The organism is Sorangium sp. So ce726 (assembly GCF_051521405.1).
Taxonomy (GTDB): Bacteria; Myxococcota_A; Polyangia; order Polyangiales; family Polyangiaceae; genus Sorangium.
The window spans coordinates 648,416-666,925 of the sequence record NZ_CP150349.1 but is presented as its reverse complement, the minus strand read 5'-3'; the positions used below and the strand labels follow the sequence as shown (position 1 = coordinate 666,925).

Sequence of the window (18,510 nt, the reverse complement as noted above, 5' to 3'; positions counted from 1 at the left end):
CGCGGCGACGCTGTCAATGCGCCGTCACGAGGGGGGCTCCGCGCCGGCGAGGCGCGCCACCTGCGCCCACGCGCGGGCCGCCTCCTCGTGCCCGGTCGCGGCCGCGAGCTGCGCCAGGAACTGCGCGCACGCCTGCTCGCCGTGGTGATCCTCGGCCTCGCGGGCGCGCGCGAGGGCGCTCAGCGCCTCGAGGAGCGCGCCCTCCGTGCGGCCCGCGGCGGCCAGCGCGACGCCGTACGCGAGCAGCGCCCGGGCCCGCTGCGAAGGCGACGCGTCGGCCTCCGCGGCGATCCGGAAGCGCCGGAGCGCCTCCTCCTTCGCGCCGCGCCCGAGCGAGATCAGGCCGGTCATGCGCTCCGCCAGCTCGAGGTGCTCGCCGGTGCGGCGGAGCTCGCCCACGAGCCGCTCGAGCGTGCGGAGATCGCCCTGGACGAGCGCCTGCTTGGCCAGCTCGGCGAGGCGGACCGCGATGTCGTTCATCGACAGGACGGGCGACTCCGTGGTCTTCGCGAGCAAATCTCCGGAGGCGTCGCAGGCCGGAAGACCCACGTCCGGCGAGGTCGCGTCGGGAAAGTCCTCGGGTGCGTCATCCGGTTGCGCCGCGAGCGCGCCGGCGACGTCGCGCCCCGACGCGCGGGGCGCGACGCCGTCCGCCCCCTCACGACGCTCGCCCTCCGCGGCGAGCGCGGGGCCCCGCCTGCGCGCGGAGCCGCCCGCCGCCCCTCCGAGCGCGTCGGGGCCGGAGCGCTCGCCGACCGGAGCCGGCGCCGCGCGGTGCGGCTCCGGCGCGTCGCCGACCACCTCGATCGGCGTGCGGTAGGTAGGCGGCTGGCTCGACGAGCTGTCCGGCGCCTCGTCCCGGTGCTCTCTCGCGGTCTCCTGCTCGTCGGCGAACGCGAGCAGCTCCGCGGCCGAGGACTCGAGCAGCGCGTCGCCGGCCGCGCGCCCGGCGCGCCCGGCGAGATCGGCCGCGGAGCGCCGATCGCCCGCCTTCGCGGCGTGCCACGCGGCGTCGGCGAGGCCGAGCACGCTGGCGTGATCTTCGACGACCCGCGCCGCGGCCAGGTGCCACGCGGCGCGCTCGCCGGGCGGGACGGCCGCGATCAGGGCGTCGCGCAGCGTGCGCGAGGAGAGCCGCAGCCAGCCAGGCTCCGGCCGGAAGACCCAGCCGGCGCCGAGCAGCGCCGCCTGGACCGCCGAGACCTTCGGGGCGCCGGTGCCGTCGCACAGCGCGTCGATCGCCGCGTCCGACGCGTCCCCGCCGAGGGTCGCGAGCGCGGTGAGCACCGTGCGCTGGCCGATCGCGAGCAGGCGCAGCCGGCCCTCGATCGAGCGGAGCGCGGGAGGCGCGGCGAGCTCGGCGCCGGTCATGGTGCGCGCGGGCCTGCCCCGCCCGGCGCTGCGCCGGCGCGGCCCGACGCTCCTGCCGATCCAGCGCAGCGCGCCGCTCTCCAGCGCCTCGCAGAGGAGCTCGCGCACAGCCAGCGGGAAGGCGGGGGCGCGCGCGGCCCAGCGGCGCGCGCCCGCCTCGTCGATGCAGCCGTCGAAGAGGCGGCGGACGAGATCTTGCGCGCCCGGCGCGGAGAGCGGCCCCAGCGTGACCGTCGCGGCGGGGGTGAGCGCGGTGAGCGGCGCGGGGAGCGGATCCGAGCGCCCGAGCCGGGCGACGGCGCGCAGGTCGCCGCCCGACAAAAGGGCGAGGGCGATCGCGTCGAGGCTCGCGGCGTCGACCTCGGAGGCGTCGTCGACGGCGAGCAGGCCGACGCGGACGTCGGACGGGGCGAGCCACACGGCGAGCACCTCGGCGGCGATCCTCGGCTCGACGCCCTCGCCGGCGAGGAGCCGCGCGAGCGCGGGCTTCAGGCGATCCGGGATCACCGGCGCGCGGGCGCGGCTCTTCTCGGCGCGGAGCGCCGCGCGCGCGAGGGCGCGCCGGAGCGCGCCGAACGGCTCGCGCGAGGCCCCGATCGGCGCGACGAAGAGGCTCCGCGACGGCGCGAGCAGCCTCTCCATCTCGAGGAGCAGCCGCGTGCCGCCGGCGCCGGGCTCGGCCCGGACGATCGCGAGCGAGCCGGGGGGCACGGCGAGCTCGGCGAGCTCGGCGTCGCGGCCGATGAGCGGCGGCTTGCACAGGCGCGCCACGCTCTCGGCGACCTGCCTGCGCAGCGGCTGCTGCGCGTCGAGGCGGAGGCCGCGCACCCGGCGCGCGCCGTCGATGCCGCGGTGGGCGCCGAGGGTCATGAGCTCGCCCGAGATCACGGCGTGGAGTGCGGGATCGAGGAGCACGTCGCCGGGGAGCGCGACGCGGGCGAGCATGACGGCGACGAGCAGCGGCTGCCCCCAGGAGAGCGCGGTGAAGCGCCCCGCCTCGCCGACGTAGGTCATCTCGCCCTGCGCGATGCCGACCGCGAAGCGCGCGTCAGGGTGCACCGCCGCGTCCTCCGCGGCGAGCGCGGCGAGCAGCACCGCCTCCTCGATGTCGTCGGGGGTGAACTCGAACGAGAAGGTCTGCGCGCTCCAGGCGCACAGGGTGGCGCCGAGCGCCTCGGCGCGCTTCTTCAGCGCGAGCGCCCTCGCGAGGTAGCTCTCCTCGCCGCGCGCGGCGCCGCCGGTGGCGCGTGCGGCGCCCTTCTGGCGCGACGGCGGCGCGGGCGCCCGCGGCGCGCCGCGGCGGCCGGGCCACGGCGCGACCGCGTCCGTGCTGTCTGGCTGCGAGAGGGCCGCAGTACCTCGAAAGGACACGACGATGCGCTCCGGCATTACGCCGAGTGTAGCGGGGCGCGGAGGGCGCGTGGGCGGTTCTCGGCGCGCGCCGCGGTGACGATGGATCCTTGATGCGCTCGTCCCCCCCGCACGCCGTGAGATCGGCGTCTCGCCCGGCGCGCACCGTCGCGCTCGTCACCGCGGCGCGCGCCGCCGCGCTCGTCACCGCGGCGCTCCCCTCCCCTGCCGCTGCGAACGGCGTCTTTCCCTCGGCGGACCAGATCGTGTTCGACCCGGCGGATCCAGCGCGCGCCGTCGCCCGGATGACGTACGGCCTGCTGACCACGCGGGACGGGGGCGCGAGCTGGCGCTGGATCTGCGAGGGCGCGGTCGGGTACGACGACACGGGCGGCCAATCCCCGCCCATCGCGGCGGCGACGAGCGGCAGGGTGCTCGCCGCGCTGACCGACGGGATCGCGGTCGGCACCGAGGGCGGCTGCACCTGGGCGCGCGCCGCCGAGCTCGCGGGGCGGGAGGTGATCGATCTCTCGGTCCGGCCGGGCGATCCCTCGCACGTCGTCGCGGTGGCCGCGGGGACCAGGCACGGCCTCTGGGCGTCGCGCGATGGCGGCGCGAGCTGGACCAGCGCGGGGACGCCGCTCCCGGAGGGATTTCTGGCACGGACGGTCGACATCGCGCCCTCGGATCCGCGGCGGGTTTACGTGAGCGGCCTCGCGAGCGAGGGCGGCTCGGTCAAGGGGGTGCTCGCGCGCTCGGCCGACGGCGGGGAGACGTGGCAGACCGCGGCGGTGCCGGGGAGCACGACGTCGCGCGAGCCTTACATCGCGGGGGTCGATCCGCTCGACGCCGACGTGCTGTACGTGCGGATCGCGAGCGCGCCGGGGCGCCTGTTCGTCTCGACCGACGGCGGCGCGGCGTTCGCGCCTGTGTTCGCGACCGAGGGCTTCGTGCGCGCGTTCGCGATCTCGCCGGACGGCGCGACGGTGGCGGTGGGCAGCGACGTCGACGGCGTCTTCCGCGCGCCCTCGTCGACGCTGGTCTTCGAGCGCGTCTCGAGCGTCGCGCCGCGCTGCTTCGCCTGGACGGATTCGGGCCTCTACGCGTGCGCGAGCGAGTTCCTGGACGGCTTCACGATCGGCCGCTCGCTCGACGGCGGCGCGACGTTCGAGCCGCTGCTCCAGCAGAGCTGCATTCGTGGTCCTCTGGAGTGCGCGGCGAGCACCGCGGTCGGAGCGGTCTGCCCGACGGACTGGCCGAGGATCGCGCTGATGACGGGCCACCGGGACTGCACGCCGGACGCCGGTTCCCCCGCGGCCGGCAGCGGCACGAGCGCCGTCTCGACCGGCGCGACCGGCGCCGGCGGCGGCGGCGCCGCGGCAGCGAGCGGCGGAGGCCCGGCGAGCGCCGCGGGCGCGGGTGGATCGCCCGGTGTGCCAGGCGGTGGAGCGCCGCCTTCTGGCGGGGCGCGGCCGAGCGAAGAGGGCTGCGGCTGCCATACCGGCGGCGCAGAGGAGGGCCGGGCTGGCGCCGTTGCCGCCGCGTGCCTGGCGGCGGCCGCGGCGGCGCGACGGAGGTCTCGACGCGCTGGCGTCATCGTACGAGGGGTGCTCGGCTGAGCCAGGACCAAAACGGACAGCCTCGAGGGGCCGCTCCGACAGCAGCGGATGCGTCAGGGAGAGATGACGACCCGCTGCGCGGCCGTCGCGACGTCGCCGGTCGGGTCCTCCAGGGCGACCTCGATATCGAGCGGCTGCCCCCGGACGGCCTCGACCGGGAGCCCCCGGTCCACCTGAAAGCGCACGCCATCGATCTCGCAGCGGTCCTCCCCGGCCTTGTGCATCGTGACCTGCGCGGTGAAGGGGAGGAGCTCGAACTGGAGCTCGGGGAAGTACCCCTCCACGGTCAGGCGCGAGCCCATCTGCCGGAGGCCGGTCACGCGCAGCGCGAGCCACACGTGATGGCCCCCTTGAGGGCCCGCCTCGATCGGCACCACCTCGCCATGCTCCAGCGAAGCGAACATGCTTTGCCCCTGCCCGATCACGACCGCAGGGTCGCCAGCGCCCGGCGTCTTGCACGCATCGCTCGCCGACGCGATCCACAGCGGGTCGTAGTCGGTGACGGCGGAGGGGGCGATGAAGGGATCGATGCACGCCCCCGCCGCGCAGGTCGCGCTCGCCGCGCAGGGGGTCGCGCAGCACGCCTCGTCGAGCGAGACGGGCAGGAGCAGACTCCGCCCGCCAGCCGCGCGGGTCGCGACCCTGCGCGTCACGACGGGAGAGGCGTCGCCATCGCGGAACGCCGCGATGGATAGCTCGATCTCCGCGCCGTCGGGCGCTGGCCCGACCACGAGCTCGGCCGGGAGCGACAGCTTTCCCGCGCCATACGAGAGACGCTCGGTGCGCGTGACGACGCCATCCACCTTCGTGCTCGTCTCGATGCGATCGAACTGGAAGCCAACCGCCATATCCGTGGTGAGGCCGATCACCACGAGCGCGTCAGCCGCCTCGCTCGCACAGCCCGCGGAGCACAGCAGGAGCAGCGCGAGCAGCGTCTTGTGGGTCGGCCGCACGCTCACCTGGGGACGCTCAGCCCGCCGTGCGCGATGAGCGCTTGCGGCGCCGCGCAAGCCAGCCTGCCGCCGCGGCGAACACGGCGAGCGGCGCGGTGAGGGAGGCCTTGCTCGCAGGCCTGGCGGCGCACATGCCAGCGGCGAGGTCCCCGTCGATGCCGTCTGGACCGATGGTGACCTCCGCCTTGGCCTCCACGCTGATGCCCTGCGCGAGCAGCGCGTTCACGCACGCCGGGATCTGCGATCCGGAGATGATGAACTTCCCATCGCAGAAGAGCGCGCCGTCGCCGCTGCAGGAAGCGTCGCAGTTCGCGCGGAACTCGTGCTCGCAGTCCTCGAATTCCTCGTTCTGACATGTGGTCTGGCAGTCCATGTTCGCGTCGGCCGTGCACGAGCCGCCGCAGCACTCGATGCAGTGCTGGTAACAGCCGCCATCCACCGTCACGCACTTGGCGCCGCACTCGCTGTCGCAGTTCGCGTCCCACGTCGCGGCGCACTGGGCGGCGTCGACGGCACCACTGCACTCGACGTCCCGCGTGGTGGTGCACTCGACGAAGCAGTTGTGGGAACAGATGACATTGATGCCCCTGTCGCAGTCCGCGCTGCACTGCTCGGTGCAGCTGTCCGTGCAGCCCGCCTCCGCCGAGAGGGTACACTCCGTCTTGCAGACCGGCACGAGCTTCGTGGCGCACGCGGTCTTGTAGATCCCGAGCTCGCTGCAGCCCGCGGTGCACTCGCCCGTGACGCGCACTTTGCAGTTCGACAGGCCCTCGAAGCGAATGTTGCCGCACTCCGGGACACCCGCGCTCGCCGGGAGAGCGGCCGTGAGACAGACGGCGATGCTCGCCAGCCCGAACAACATGGATCTTCGCATAGGTGTACTCTCCTCCTCGACGGCCGCGAAAACTCGATCCTACACAAGGCGATCGCCGCGAGGAAGCGACATCGCCGCGGCGCACGTTTGCGGCGCACGGGACGCGCTTTTAGGTACGCGGGCACTCGGATACGCCGAACGCACGTGGAGACGCGGAGACGTCGGAACGCGTGTTGAGGGGGATCGACGTGAATGGGGGGTGACGGGCACGGCGCGCTGTTCATGAGCGCGCCGCTGTCCCCTGGCGCGCGGCGCGGCGCGCGGGGCTCAATCGGCGGGCCAGGGGTTCGGCGGATCCGCCGGCATGTAGGGCTGCACGTTCGCCTCCGCCGTGATGAGGTTCTGGATGAACAGATCGACGTAGCGCAGGTCGTCCTCGACGTCGGGGTCCGGATGATCCGCGAGCCATGCCTCGACGTTCGGCCGCAGCGCCTCGAGCGTGCGCCGCGCGGTGCGGGGGTCGGCGTCCGCGGCGAGCTGGGCGGCGAGCTTGAACCCGGCGAAGAGGTTCAGCATCACGAAGCCCTTCTCGACGGTGTCGCCGGAGAAATAGCCAGCCTCCGGCGGCGCGTCGGGCGCGCTCGGCGCCTCGATGTTGACCTCCTGCGCGTGCGCCTCGCCCGTCAGCGGGTGCCGCCACGACAGCGCGAGGCTGCCCACGGCGCGCGGGTCTTCGACGCCTTGCTGGTCGGGCTTCGGCACGAGCTCGAGCAGGATGGCACCTCCGCCGCCGCGCCGGCCAGAGCCGACAGGCTCCGCGGCGCTCGTCCGGCCGGCGAGAAAGAGGCTCGGGATGTGCACGGCGCCGCCGCGCTCGCCGCCCTGCCATCCGTTCGTGCCGTACGCGCCGCGCACGACGTAACCGTCGCCCACGGCGACGTCGAGCTCCACGTCGAGCGCCAGGGGCACGAGGAACGTCTTCACCTCCTCGGCGAAGACCTCCTCCACCGCCTTCGGGTCCTCGAGGAAGTAGAAGTTGCCCGCGCCGACCTCGCTGATCCCGCGCATCGCCTCGACGTCGAACTCGGCCCCGACGCCGACCGCCGTGAGGCCGATCCCCTTCTCCGCGTACCCGGCCGCGAGCGACACGAGCCGCTGAGGCGAGGTGAGCCCGGCCGTGGCCACGCCGTCGGACAGGAAGATCACGCGGTTCTGCCAGGCTGGATCGAGGTGCTGCTCGGCGAGCGCATACGCGGTGAAGAGCCCCTCGTACAGGTTGGTCGACCCCCGCGCGGTCAGGCCCTCGAACGCCTCTGTGAGCGCTTCCCTGTCCGAGCCCTCCGCCTGCTCGAGGACGACCTCGGCCGCGTCCGAGTAGCGGACGAGCGAGATCCTGTCGGTCGGCTGGAGGGCGTCGATCATCTCGACGAGCCCCGCCCTGACGTAGGCGATCGGGTCGCCTTCCATCGAGCCGCTCGTGTCGACGGCGATGACGAGGTGCAGCGGCGGCCGCTCGAGCGCGCCGAGGTCCACGGGCGAGTTCATCCCGATCTGGATGAGCGTGCAGGGCGAGCCGCTGATCATGTTGCCCATGATCCCGAGCAGCCCGTGCATGCACACGTCCTCGCCGCACGTCGCGGCCGGGTAATCGAGCTTGTGCTCGGCGAAGAAGCCGACGTCGTCGAGCGCGTCCGGCCCGGGGATCTCGCCGTCCTCGAGGATCTGCCGGAACAGGCCGAAGTCCTGCGCGCCGCCCTGGGAGACGCCCGTGCTGCCCGGGGACGGGGACTCGGGGGGGTTCGGGGGGAGGGCGACGCCGCCGGAGTCGCCCTCGGAGGATGCGCAGCCGGCCGCGCCGAGCGCGGCGACGACGCCGAGCGCGAGGACATCATGCATTCGGATCTTCATGGCGTGACCTCCTACGGCGCCGCGGTGGCGGCGACCAAGACCGACTCGAGCAGGCGGGGTTGATCGACAGGGACGGTGAAGCACTCCGCGTCGCGCACCGGCATGTCGTCGGCGCGCACGAGGAAGAGCGTGCCTGCGCCCTCGGCGAGCGCCGCGCTCTCGCCGGGCCGCAGCGAGACGACCCCGGAGACGCCGTCGCCGAGCAGCGACGCCTCGAGCGGCTCGACGAGGCTGCCGCACGCGTCGTGGAACGCGCCGCAGGCCGCGAGCGGCGAGAGATCGGCCGTGAAATGGGCGGCCGGCTGCCGGCCGACCATCGACCAGCGGGCGAGCACGTTGCCGCGCAGCGCGAGCACCGCGTGCGTCTCGCTCTCGATGTGGAGGCCGCGCGCGAACGCCAGCTGGTCCTGCAGGAGCTCGGGGTACCTGCCGCCGTCGATCGCGACGGCGCTCACATGGAGGACGTCGCCCTCGCTGAACGGGATCGCCTCGGCAGGGGCGCAGAGGAAGAAGGTCTCGCCGCGATCGAGCATGAAGGCGTGGCACCCGTCCGGCGACGACGTCACGCCGGTGAGGACCCCTGCTCTGGAGACGGGCACGGTCCAGTCAAGCCCGCTCCCCGCGGCCGAGGCGCCGCATGCGCCCGCGGGAGACGGCGTCTCGACGGGCGGCGCCGGGAAGATCGCCGGGTGCTCGACGAGCTCGAGCCTGGCCCCGGCGCGCTGCAGCGTGATCATCCGATCCGTCCGCGGGGTCTCCGTCGATGTGACGAGCTCCTGCTCCGGAAACTCCGCAGCGGACCACGCGAGGAGCGTGAGCGGCAGCCCGTCGGCGTCGATCAGGTAAGCATCGCACCCCGCGTTGCCCAGCGGGAGCGCGCGGCCGGGCTCGATGAGCCAGGTCTCGGCGTTCGCGAAGAGATCGCGCGACAGGGCGCTCGTCGGGTCGTCGAGCAGGACGTCGCAGTCGACCCGCACCGACTCCCGGAGGCGCCGCACGCGGATGAGCTGCTCGGCCTCCGTCGCGTTGCCGATCACGAGCGACGCGAGCTGCTGCGGGTCCTGCGGCAGCGGCCCGCACCCCTCGGAGTCGCCGCACGTGATCGGCTGCTCTTTGCTCGTGGCCACGCAGGCCAGGCTGCCCGCCATCAGCGCCAGGCGGTGAGCGACCGGGCGCGCGGGCTCCGGCCGCCCCATCGCCTCGCCGAGCACGCGGTACGAGACGAGGAGCACCGGCAGCGCGATGAGGTCTGTGGGGTCGACGGTGATCCGCCACGGGAGCGGCGTGAGCGCCATGAGCGCCTCGACCGCGCGGGCGGCCTCCGGAACGAGCTTGATGGCGGAAAAGCCCACGCCGATGGCGACGTGCGCGCCGAGGAATCCGCGGCGCGAGGTCACGCGGAGCAACGAGGCGAGGACCGCGGGCGCGACGAGCAGCCCCGCGACGTCGCTGAGCTTCCCGGTCAACCACCCAGGGAGCAGGCCGGAGCCCTTGAGGACGTGATCGTTGAGGACGAGGAGCGCCAGGGCTCCTAGCCATAAGGGGTGAAGGAGCGTTCGAGTTGAGCGCAGATCTCGAGCCATCGGGAGCCGTCCTTCCGTGCGATGAGGCCATCGCGGGTGGCCGAGCAAGCGAGCGAGCCGCTCGCCGAGGTTCGGCCCCAAGCAAGCGCCATACCCGAAACAAACAAACATAAATTCAACCAACTACAAAGCAATGCGGCCGCGCGCCCCCTGACGCCGGTGTCAGGCGTCAGGGCTGCGGCGAGCCATGGTTCGCGTGTTCGTGGCGCCCGAGCGCGTGGGCCGTTCCCGAGCGCCGGATCGACAGGTGGAGAATCGCCCGCCGACGAGGAGGAGTGATGGCGGTGCTCGAAAGCCGAGGGCGCAGGACGGCGCGCCGGAGGGGCGATCTGCTCGCTACGTCAGGGCCTGAGGACGACCTTGACGCAATCGTCGAGCTTCTTGTTGAAGATCTCGTAGCCGTGCGGGGCGCGCGAGAGCGGCAGGCGGTGGGTGATGATGTCGTCCGCCCGGAGGTGACCGTCCTCGATGTGCTTGAGGATCCGGTCGATGTAAGTGTGCGCCAGCGCCTGGCCGGCTTGGAGCCTCAGGCCCTTGTCGAAGACCTGGCCCAGCGGGAAGTTGTCATAGGGCACGCCGTAGACCCCCACGACCGGCACGACCCCGCCCCGGCGCACGACGCTCAGGGCGAGCCGGAGGGCCGATATCGTCCCGACCTGGCCGTGAAGGGCGCTGGAGGCCTTCTCGAAGAGGCCGCGGTGCGCCTCCATCCCGACCGCGTCGACGCACACGTCCGCGCCGCGCCCGCCCGTCATTGCGCGGATCGCCTCGACGGCGTCGACCTTGTCGACGTTGACGGTCTCGGCCTTGGCGATCTCTCGGGCTGTCTTCAGGCGGTACTCCTCCCGATCGACGCCGATGACGCGCGCCGCGCCGCGGAGCCATGCGCACTTCATGGTCGCGAGGCCAACAGGCCCGCATCCGAACACGGCGACCGTCTCTCCGCCCTTGAGCTCGGCCCACTCGATCGCCGTCCACCCGGTGGGGAGGATGTCGGTCGCGAAGAGGACCTGCTCGTCGGTGAGGCGCTCAGGCACCCTCCGTGGCCCGAAGTCGGCGTAAGGGACGCGCACGTACTCGGCCTGACCTCCGTTGTAACCGCCGTAGAGGTCCGTGTACCCGAAGAGGGCGCCGCCCTTGCCCTCGAGCGTGCCGCCCTCGGGGCCGTAGTGCTTGGGATTGGAGCTCTCGCAATGGCCGGGCAGCTCCGCCTGACAGAAGAAGCAACGCCCGCACGCGATGGGGAACGGGACAACGACCCTGTCGCCCTTCCGCAGCTTCGTGACCTGCGGGCCGATCTCCTCGACGATGCCCATGAACTCATGGCCGAGCACCATGGGCTTCGCCTGGGGGAAGAAGCCGTTGTAGATGTGCAGATCCGAGCCGCAGATCGCCGTCGCGGTGACGCGCACGATGGCGTCGGTGGGCTCTTCGATCCGGGGATCCGGGACGTCCTCGACGCGGACGTCCGAAGGTTTGTGGAAAACCAGGGCCTTCACGGTGCCTCCTTTCGGGTGACACATCGGTACGGGGCGCTCGGCGGCTCTACCGGCCGAGCCGGCGCACGGACGCTGAACCACCGCGCTGGCTCGCATAAAGCGAGCCACGGGGCAGCGGCGCGCCTGCCGACGGGGGCCTGTCGGCCACGGCGAGCGCGAATGGGGTGCTCTGCCCCACCGTGGCGGTCTGTCTCGACGCCGCGGCGCGACTACGGCGACCGCGGGCCGGGCGCGGCCGGCGCCCCTGCCGAGCGCGGACCGCCGCTCCTCCGCGACCCCGCTGGCACCTCCGCCCGCGCCGATGTCTACTCCTCTCCGATGCTCCCCTCGTCCCCCGAGCCGCTCCTCGGCGCGAGCTTCGTCCGCGAGCTCGAGGTGCTCCAGCGGCGGATCGAGATCCGCGCCCGCTCCGGCGGCGCCGGCGAGCACCTCGCGCGGCGCCGCGGCGGCTCGGCCGAGTTCAAGGAGCACCGGGCGTACGCGCCCGGCGACGACATGCGGCGGATCGACTGGGCCGCGTACGCCCGCACCGGGGAGCCGGTGCTCAAGCTGTTCCGCGCCGAGGAGGACGTGATCGCCCGCATCGTGTGCGACGCGTCGGCGTCCCTCGACTTCGGGGAGCCCACGAAGCTCGACGCGGCCCGCCGGCTCGCGGCCGCGATCGGGTACATGTCGCTCGCGCGCTCCGAGCGAGCGCAGCTCTTCGTGGCGGGCGACGGCATCGCCCGCCAGCACGCGCCGGTGCGCGGGCGCGCAGGGCTCGCCGCGCTGCTCCGCGCCCTCGACGGCGTGAGGGCCTCCGGCGGGACGCACCTCGCGCGCGCCATCGACGCCGTCGTGCGGCAGAGCGCCCGGCCAGGCCTCCTCTGCGTCGTCTCCGACTTCTTCGACCCCGGCCCGGTCACCGCGGCGCTCGGGCGCGCGGCGCAAGCCGGCCACGACGTCGCGGCCCTCCAGGTCGTCGCCGCCGACGAGCTCGCGCCGAGCTTCGAGGGCGACCTGACGCTCGAGGACGCCGAGACCGGGGCGCTCGTCGACGTGACCCTCGACGCCGCGGCCCTCGCCGCTTACGCGGCCCGCTTCGCCGGCCTGTGCGAGGCGCTGCGCGCCTTCGCCCGCCGCCATGGCGCGACGTACGTGCGAGCGCGGAGCGATGAGCCGCTCGAGGGCGCCGTCCGCCGCTTCGTCGCGAGGAGCGTCGACTGACGTGGCCGCCCCGCTCGCACAGGCCTCCACGGGCGCTCCGCTCGCGCTGCTCTCGCCCGGCGGCCTGTGGCTGCTCGCGCTGCTCGGCCCGCTCGTCCTGCTCTACATCCTCAAGATCAAGCGGAGCCGCCGGCGCGTCCCCTCGACGTGGCTCTGGGCCGCCGCGCAGCGCGATCTCATGGCGCGCGCGCCCTTCAGGAAGCTCATCGCCCAGCTTCCGCTCGTCCTGCAGGCGCTCGCGCTCGCGCTCCTCGCGCTCGCCCTCGCCCGCCCCGCCTCGCGCGGGCGCGAGCTCACCGGCGATCACGTGGCGATCATCCTCGACACGAGCGCCTCGATGTCCGCGGCCGCTCGAGGGCCGGCCGGCGAGGCGACCACGCGCATCGAGCTCGCGAAGCAGCTCGCCAGGGACCTCCTCTCCGGCCTCGCCCCGGGCAGCAACGCGCTGATCGTCGAGGCGGGACGCGACGCGCGCCTCGTCGCGGCGCTCGATCGCGATCTCGTCCGGCTCAAGGCGGCGATCGACCCCATCGCGGCGCGCGACGTCGAGGGCGATCTCGGGGCCGCGGTGGCGCTCGGGATCGACCGGCTCCGCCAGCTCGGCGGCGCCCGCCGGGTCGTCGCGATCACCGACGGCAACCTCGCCCGCCCCGCCTCGCTGCACGGCGTGTCGCTGCCGGTGGAGGTCATCACCGTGGGCGATCCGGTCGACAACGCCGCCATCGTCCGCGTCGACGTGCGCTCCGGGAGCGCAGCGGTCGGCGCGAGCGGCGCGGACGGCGAGCGATCGGAGCATCGCGAGGAGGTGCAGGCCTTCCTCGTTGTCGCGAACTTCGGGGCGCAGCCGCGCGACGTGTACGTGACGATGCGGCAGGACAACGCGTCGGACGTGCTCGGCTCGCGGCGCGTGCTGGTCAAGCCGGGCGAGCGCCTGCCGGTCGTCCTCACGTTCCGCCCGTCGCCCGGCGACTACCGCAAGGGGCTCGTCTTCGAGCTCTCGCCGCGCGACGCGATGCCGCTCGACGACGTCGCCTACGGGCGCGTGCCGGCGGGCGACAAGCTCCCGGTGGTCCTCGCGTCGGCCGGCAAGGGCCAGGGCGGCGACGCCCAGGGCGCGCAGCCGGGAGCGCCCTCCGGCGGCTCCGGCTGGATCGAGCGGGCGCTCGCGTCCGATCCGATGACCTCGGTGACCTCGGGCTCGCTCGCGGATCTGCTCGGGAAGCCCGGGCTCGATCCCGACACGTTCGTGGTGATCGACGGCGCGTGCCCGCCCGATCCTCCGGGGGGCGATCTGCTGATCGTGAACCCGCCGCCCGGGCGCTGCGCCGGCACGCTCGTCGGGCAGACGCTCGATCGCCCCACGCTGACGTCGTGGGACACGGCGGATCCGCGGCTGCGCTTCCTCACGCTGGACGGCGTGAACCTCCGCGTGGCCTCGTCCCTCAAGCCGGAGGCGGCGACGCAGGAGCTGATCCGCGCTCAGGAGGGCACGATCGCGACCGACATCTCCACCGCCTCGCGGACCGGCACGCTGCTCGGCTTCGACGTGGGCGAGAGCGACTGGCCGCTCAAGGCGTCCTTCGTGCTCTTCGTGCGCAACCTGCTCGAGCAGGCGCGCGCCCACCGCGCCCATGGCATCACAGGCCCCGCGCGCACCGGCGAGCCGCTGCGCGTGACCGTCCCTGCGACCGCGCGGGACCTCCAGGCCATCGGCCCTGCCGGCGAGCGGCTCGAGGTCGCGCAGCGCGCCGGCGTCGCGGTGATCGCGGAGACGCCCCGCGCCGGCTTCTACCGCCTCGCCTGGCAGGGACCGCAGGCCGGATCCGTCGTCGTGCCGGCGAACCTCACGAGCGTCGCCGAGAGCGACCTCACGCCGAGGCCGCTCCTCGCGGAGGGAGGCGGCGAGGTCGCTGTCTCCAGCGCGGCGGGACAGCCGGACGCCCACGTCGAGTGGACGTGGCTATTGGCGCTGGCGGCGCTCGGCTTCGTGGTCTTCGACGTCTGGTATTTCACGCGCGTGCCGATACGGTCGTGAACACGCTGCGTAGGAGGGGCGCAATGTGCTCGACGAGCTCGCCGATGCACGCGACTCCCCGCTTGAGGGGCGGGACGCACCCCCGGACGACGAACCACACCCTGCTCTGGACAACCACCCTCACAGCGATCTCGTGAGGCTCCCCTCGGGTGGACTCTCGTATCCCCGGCTCTGAGGGTTCCTGGTAGCCTCGATGAGCTTGGCTCCTGTCCTTTTCCGCCGGCGGGCGTCGCCCGCGGGCGCATCCCCCGGAGGACCCATGGTTACCCAGCGCCGCCCGTGCCGTTCCGGTCGCAGCTTCCCTACCGGATCTCAGCACCCGCACCCTTCGCCGTGGGCCGCGCGCGCCGGCCTGGGTGCGTGGCCTCTCGGCAGCGCGGCATCCCTCCTCGCGCTGCTCGCGGCGGCCTGCGCCGGGGGTGAGATCGGGGATGGCGCGAGCGGCGCCGGCGGCAACACGGGCAGCACGGGCGGCACGCGCAACCCGATCTGCGAGGTGGGCACGAGCACCGGCGAGGTGCAGGCGCCCGAGCACCGGATGGTCCTGCCCGGGCAGACGAGCTGGTACGCGTCGCCGGTGGTGATGGACCTCGACGGCGACGGTCAGAACGAGCTCATCGCCGCTTACTATGCGCTCTTCGTCTTCGACTCGAACGGGAAAGAGATCGATCGCGCCGAGGTCGGGGAGGACCGGATCTACGCGCCGCACGTGGTCGCCGACCTCGAGGGCGACGGCGCGATCGACATCGTTTATGGCAACGGTCATCAGGTCTTCGCGTTCGAATGGAACAACGGGCTCGCGCCGAAAGCCGGGTGGCCGGTGGACACCACCACGGCCGGCAACGCCCCCGAGGTGCGCGGGCTCGCCGCGGCGGATCTCGACGGCGACGGCACCATCGAGGTGGTGGCGACGACGACCCAGACCGCGACAACCGAGGACGGTGGCGCGCAGGTCTTCGTCTTCAGCGCGGATGGATCGCTCTATCGACCCGCGCCCGCGGGCACCACCTTCGCGGCCTGGCCTCGGTACAACAACCAGAGCGGCCCGGGGAACGACGCCGATCGCAACGGTATGGGGCACTCCGGGTTCGGGTGTTATGGGCTCAACGTCGGCATCGGCGACATCGACGACGACCCGGAGCTCGAGATCCTGGCCACCTACGACAACCACCACATCCAGGCGTTCAACCACGACGGCGTGGCGATCGACGCCGCACCGTATTTCAAGAATCGCGACGACGCGTTCGCCGACCAGCCGCTGACCTGGGGCCAGTTCATCCGGTGGGCGGACCCCAAGGTGGAAGGCGACCATTACCATCTCCATACCGGGACGTGGCCACACCCGAGCTCCGCCGAGTGGCTGCAGTGGACCGCGTCACCGCCGAACGTGGTCGATCTCGACGGGGACGGGCGGAACGAGGTCGTCGGCATACCGAACGTCGAGATGCACGAGCCTTATGAGACGCAGGCTTATGCGGTGATGGTGCTCGAGGGCGCGCACGGCGACGGCAGCCGATCGGCGATGCGCAAGCCCGGGTGGGAGACGCTCCCTCGCGGCGAGAGGCCGCTCGAGATCGACGGTTATTACCCGCCGAACGGCGTGCCCTCGCCGACGACGGTGAACCTCCAGGGGGACGCCCGGCCCGAGATCATCGTCCCGATGAACGACGGCTATCTCTATGCGTTCGGCCCCGATGCGTCGCTCCTGTGGCGATACAACTACATGCACGGCAAATCGATCATGTTCGCGACCGAGGCCACCGTGGCCGACCTGAACCAGGATGGATCACCCGAGGTCTTGCTGGCGACCTACGGCGCTCCCGACGTGCTCGACTCCGGCAACCTCGTGATCCTCGGCGCGAACGGCGCGATCCTGCACGACGTGCCCCTCCCGAACCCCGGCAGCAACGGCAACGGCAACGGCGCGCCAGCGCCGCCGGCGGTGGGTGATCTCGACGGAGACGGCCAGCTCGAGGTCTTCGTGCAGACCTTCGAGCATGGGATGGATGTCTTCACGATCCCGGGATCGGCGGCCAATTGCATGCCCTGGCCCACCTCGCGAGGTGGCCCGCTGCGCACGGGTCAGCCCTCGCGGTGACCCTCGCTCGCATGGCGGACGGGAGGCCGTGAGAGGCGCGCTAGCCCACCTCCCACGGGTCGATGCCGCACCGCCGCGCGGCGCCCTATACGCTTCAGCCGGGCGACGGCTCGTCCGCGGGCAGGCTCTGAAGCCAGGCGACCGCCTCGTCCCAGCTCAAGACGCGCCTCGGCTCGGCTTCGCGAAGCCGCTGCCATTCCTCGCCCTCGTCGTGGGTGATAATGCGCGATGCGGCGTCTTCCTCGACGGCGAGGGCGATGAGCCAGTCCGTGGTCATCGGCATCTTTCCAGGGATGATCTTGAAGTCGGCGATCAGTTGGCCGCCGAGGGTACGCTGCTTCGCTAGCTCTCAATCGCGGTCCGTCGGATACCGCTGCCACAAGCCGTCGGCCCATCGAGCGGCGGTCGGCTGATCGAAGTGGATGTCGACGACCCGAATCGGTAGCCGTTGAAGAAGATCGTCGAAGAGCATCTCCTTGAACCCTTCGCCGTAGAGCACGCGTTTCTGGCGGCGCATTTCCAGGTAGACCTGCGCATGGACCACCACGTCGACCCCTCTGCTGCGAGCCAGGCCGCAGAGGCGCCGAAGGTTCGGCACGCTGCGTGCCGCGTTGGTGTCGAGCCAGAGGCGCACGTCAGGCGCCCTTGGGGGGGGTGTCACCGAAGCCAAGCTGCTCGTCGAGCTCTGCCTCTGTCCATGCCTCCCAGCGGCCTTCCGGCCTGGAGCGCAAGAACCAGAGATAGCCGCCGCTCTGCAAGCCGAGCTTGTGTCGCATGTCGGAAGGAAGCCGGGTGTAGCCGTCCGGCGTGACCCACTGCTCCTCGGCGCCGCTTTCTCGCGCGCGAGCCTGGAGTTCGCGGTCCGAGCGCGAAGGCTGCCGCGTGACGAGCGTCTCCCCCTCGGGAGAGCGACTGAACCGGAGCACCTCGGGGCCGTCGAAGACCTGGACGTGGCTCTCGAGGAAGATCTGGTCGACGATCCCGCGTTGCACCTGCTCGCGCAGGATGTCGCGGACGAGCTCCTGGTTCTCGGGATGCAAGCTCATCTCCGGCTCCTCGATGGCAACAAGGCTGGCGCGGGACGTCAGCACGGCCGCGACGAGAGCGACCACCTGCTGCTCGCCCGAGCTGAGCTCGGAGAGCCGTAGGATCTGCTTGCCCCGGACCTCGAAGCGCAGATCGGTGACCTCCCCGCCCGCCACGGGAGCGCGGAGCACGGAGATCTCTCGATCCGACAGGGTCTTGAACCGATGGATGAGCTCCACGAAGGCGCGCCAGCGCTCCGTCTCCTCCGGATCGAGCGACGTTGCCAGCGCCAGGAGGCGTTCGGCCGTGGTGGCCGGCAGCAGCTTCTGCTCACCGATGGCCCGGAAGTCTCGACGGCGAGCGTCCAGCAGGAAGAACGGCTTGCTCCCGGGGCCGAGCGGCGCCTCCAGGGCGTTCTGCAGCGGGGAGATCTCATCGATTTGCAGGACGTCTCCCGTGCCATCCTTCAGTACGACACCGCCCGCGTTCTTGCCCGTTCGCGGCGCCTCCCAGAAGTTCGCTGGGGCGGAACGCCTCCTCTCCAGCCGCAGGAGGACGTCGTTGCCTGACGGGGTCAGCGTGACGCGGAGGGCGCCAAGCCGCGCATCGTCGAAGTGAACTGCGATCCGCTGTGGATCGCGAACACCGGGAGGCCAGCTCCGGTGGCTCATCGACAGGCCGAAATAGCTGTTGCTGAAGCCCCACTGCAGCTTCAAAGCCCCGTCCTGGGAGCCCATCCCATCAGGGCCCAGGACCGAGCTCAACCAGAACGAGGCGGCCCGAAAGAACAGGTCGATCGCTGCGAGCGCATTCGATTTTCCGGCCCCGTTGGCCCCGTGAAGCACGGGCATCGCGTCCGCCGCACCGCCAGAGCTCAGGTCGATCTCCGTGGGCCCTCGGAACGTCCGGAAATTTTCGATCACGAGCCGCGAGATGAGCAGCGACGGGGTAGCGCGGGCGTTCACCCGCCAGAGCAAAGCAATACGCGGACCCAAAGGTCAAGCCTGCGCCCGCCGTGCTTCGACCCGCCCTCAGCGCGCTCGCCCCT

Annotated in this window: 13 protein-coding genes; 4 read left to right on the top strand and 9 right to left on the bottom strand. The window is 72.6% G+C overall.

Going from position 1 to position 18,510, the window contains the following annotated elements; translation table 11 throughout:
• Nucleotides 1–24 precede the first annotated feature (24 nt).
• Nucleotides 25–2,760, bottom strand: coding sequence for a hypothetical protein (locus WME79_RS02470; RefSeq protein ID WP_437531409.1), 2,736 nt, complete (start codon nt 2,758–2,760; stop codon nt 25–27).
• Between the two features lie 74 nt (nt 2,761–2,834).
• Here WME79_RS02470 and WME79_RS02465 point away from each other — a divergent pair, with 74 nt between their 5' ends.
• The gene (locus WME79_RS02465; protein ID WP_437531407.1) at nt 2,835–4,340 is read left to right on the top strand and encodes a WD40/YVTN/BNR-like repeat-containing protein; all 1,506 of its coding nucleotides are present in this window, start codon (nt 2,835–2,837) and stop codon (nt 4,338–4,340) included.
• A gap of 53 nt (nt 4,341–4,393) precedes the next feature.
• Here WME79_RS02465 and WME79_RS02460 read toward each other — a convergent pair whose 3' ends face one another.
• The 5 genes from WME79_RS02460 to WME79_RS02440 all read right to left on the bottom strand — a co-directional run bounded on the left by WME79_RS02460 (nt 4,394) and on the right by WME79_RS02440 (nt 11,097).
• Nucleotides 4,394–5,299 (bottom strand): hypothetical protein, encoded by a 906-nt coding sequence (locus tag WME79_RS02460; protein WP_437531405.1) that lies wholly within the window; start codon nt 5,297–5,299, stop codon nt 4,394–4,396.
• Between the two features lie 10 nt (nt 5,300–5,309).
• A complete protein-coding gene (locus WME79_RS02455; RefSeq protein ID WP_437531403.1) occupies nt 5,310–6,167 on the bottom strand; it encodes a hypothetical protein in 858 nt (285 codons plus the stop codon).
• 267 nt (nt 6,168–6,434) lie between these two features.
• On the bottom strand, nt 6,435–8,015 hold the full coding sequence (locus WME79_RS02450; protein WP_437531401.1) for a vWA domain-containing protein: 1,581 nt from the start codon (nt 8,013–8,015) through the stop codon (nt 6,435–6,437).
• 11 nt (nt 8,016–8,026) lie between these two features.
• Complete coding sequence (locus tag WME79_RS02445) at nt 8,027–9,598, bottom strand: hypothetical protein (protein ID WP_437531399.1); 1,572 nt, start codon at nt 9,596–9,598, stop codon at nt 8,027–8,029.
• A gap of 341 nt (nt 9,599–9,939) precedes the next feature.
• The gene (locus WME79_RS02440; protein WP_437531397.1) at nt 9,940–11,097 is read right to left on the bottom strand and encodes a zinc-dependent alcohol dehydrogenase; all 1,158 of its coding nucleotides are present in this window, start codon (nt 11,095–11,097) and stop codon (nt 9,940–9,942) included.
• A gap of 159 nt (nt 11,098–11,256) precedes the next feature.
• On the opposite strand from WME79_RS02440, the gene WME79_RS02435 reads away from it, so the two are divergent.
• From WME79_RS02435 to WME79_RS02425, 3 genes are all read left to right on the top strand, one after another.
• A complete protein-coding gene (locus tag WME79_RS02435) occupies nt 11,257–12,303 on the top strand; it encodes a DUF58 domain-containing protein (RefSeq protein WP_437531396.1) in 1,047 nt (348 codons plus the stop codon).
• Between the two features lies 1 nt (nt 12,304).
• Nucleotides 12,305–14,338 carry a vWA domain-containing protein gene (locus tag WME79_RS02430; RefSeq protein ID WP_437531394.1) on the top strand — a complete coding sequence of 678 codons (2,034 nt, stop codon included), beginning with the start codon at nt 12,305–12,307 and terminating at the stop codon, nt 14,336–14,338.
• Between the two features lie 259 nt (nt 14,339–14,597).
• Nucleotides 14,598–16,436: an FG-GAP repeat domain-containing protein gene (locus WME79_RS02425; RefSeq protein ID WP_437531392.1), complete on the top strand. Its 1,839-nt coding sequence runs from the start codon at nt 14,598–14,600 to the stop codon at nt 16,434–16,436.
• A gap of 94 nt (nt 16,437–16,530) precedes the next feature.
• Here the strand turns inward: WME79_RS02425 and WME79_RS02420 are convergent, their stop codons facing one another.
• The 3 genes from WME79_RS02420 to WME79_RS02410 form a co-directional block, all read right to left on the bottom strand.
• On the bottom strand, nt 16,531–16,713 hold the full coding sequence (locus WME79_RS02420) for a hypothetical protein (protein WP_437531390.1): 183 nt from the start codon (nt 16,711–16,713) through the stop codon (nt 16,531–16,533).
• Between the two features lie 72 nt (nt 16,714–16,785).
• Entirely contained in the window at nt 16,786–17,070 is a 285-nt protein-coding gene (locus WME79_RS02415; protein ID WP_437531388.1) for a hypothetical protein, read from the bottom strand.
• A 1-nt stretch (nt 17,071) separates the two neighbouring features.
• Nucleotides 17,072–18,427 carry an AAA family ATPase gene (locus WME79_RS02410; RefSeq protein ID WP_437531387.1) on the bottom strand — a complete coding sequence of 452 codons (1,356 nt, stop codon included), beginning with the start codon at nt 18,425–18,427 and terminating at the stop codon, nt 17,072–17,074.
• Nucleotides 18,428–18,510: the final 83 nt, after the last annotated feature.

Coding starts and splice junctions, on each gene's coding strand:
- WME79_RS02470 (WP_437531409.1), bottom strand. CDS start 2,760: ATGCCGGAGCGCATCGTCGTGTCCTTTCGAGGTACTGCGGCCCTCTCG.
- WME79_RS02465 (WP_437531407.1), top strand. CDS start 2,835: ATGCGCTCGTCCCCCCCGCACGCCGTGAGATCGGCGTCTCGCCCGGCG.
- WME79_RS02455 (WP_437531403.1), bottom strand. CDS start 6,167: ATGCGAAGATCCATGTTGTTCGGGCTGGCGAGCATCGCCGTCTGTCTC.
- WME79_RS02450 (WP_437531401.1), bottom strand. CDS start 8,015: ATGAAGATCCGAATGCATGATGTCCTCGCGCTCGGCGTCGTCGCCGCG.
- WME79_RS02445 (WP_437531399.1), bottom strand. CDS start 9,598: ATGGCTCGAGATCTGCGCTCAACTCGAACGCTCCTTCACCCCTTATGG.
- WME79_RS02435 (WP_437531396.1), top strand. CDS start 11,257: ATGGGGTGCTCTGCCCCACCGTGGCGGTCTGTCTCGACGCCGCGGCGC.
- WME79_RS02425 (WP_437531392.1), top strand. CDS start 14,598: ATGGTTACCCAGCGCCGCCCGTGCCGTTCCGGTCGCAGCTTCCCTACC.
- WME79_RS02420 (WP_437531390.1), bottom strand. CDS start 16,713: ATGACCACGGACTGGCTCATCGCCCTCGCCGTCGAGGAAGACGCCGCA.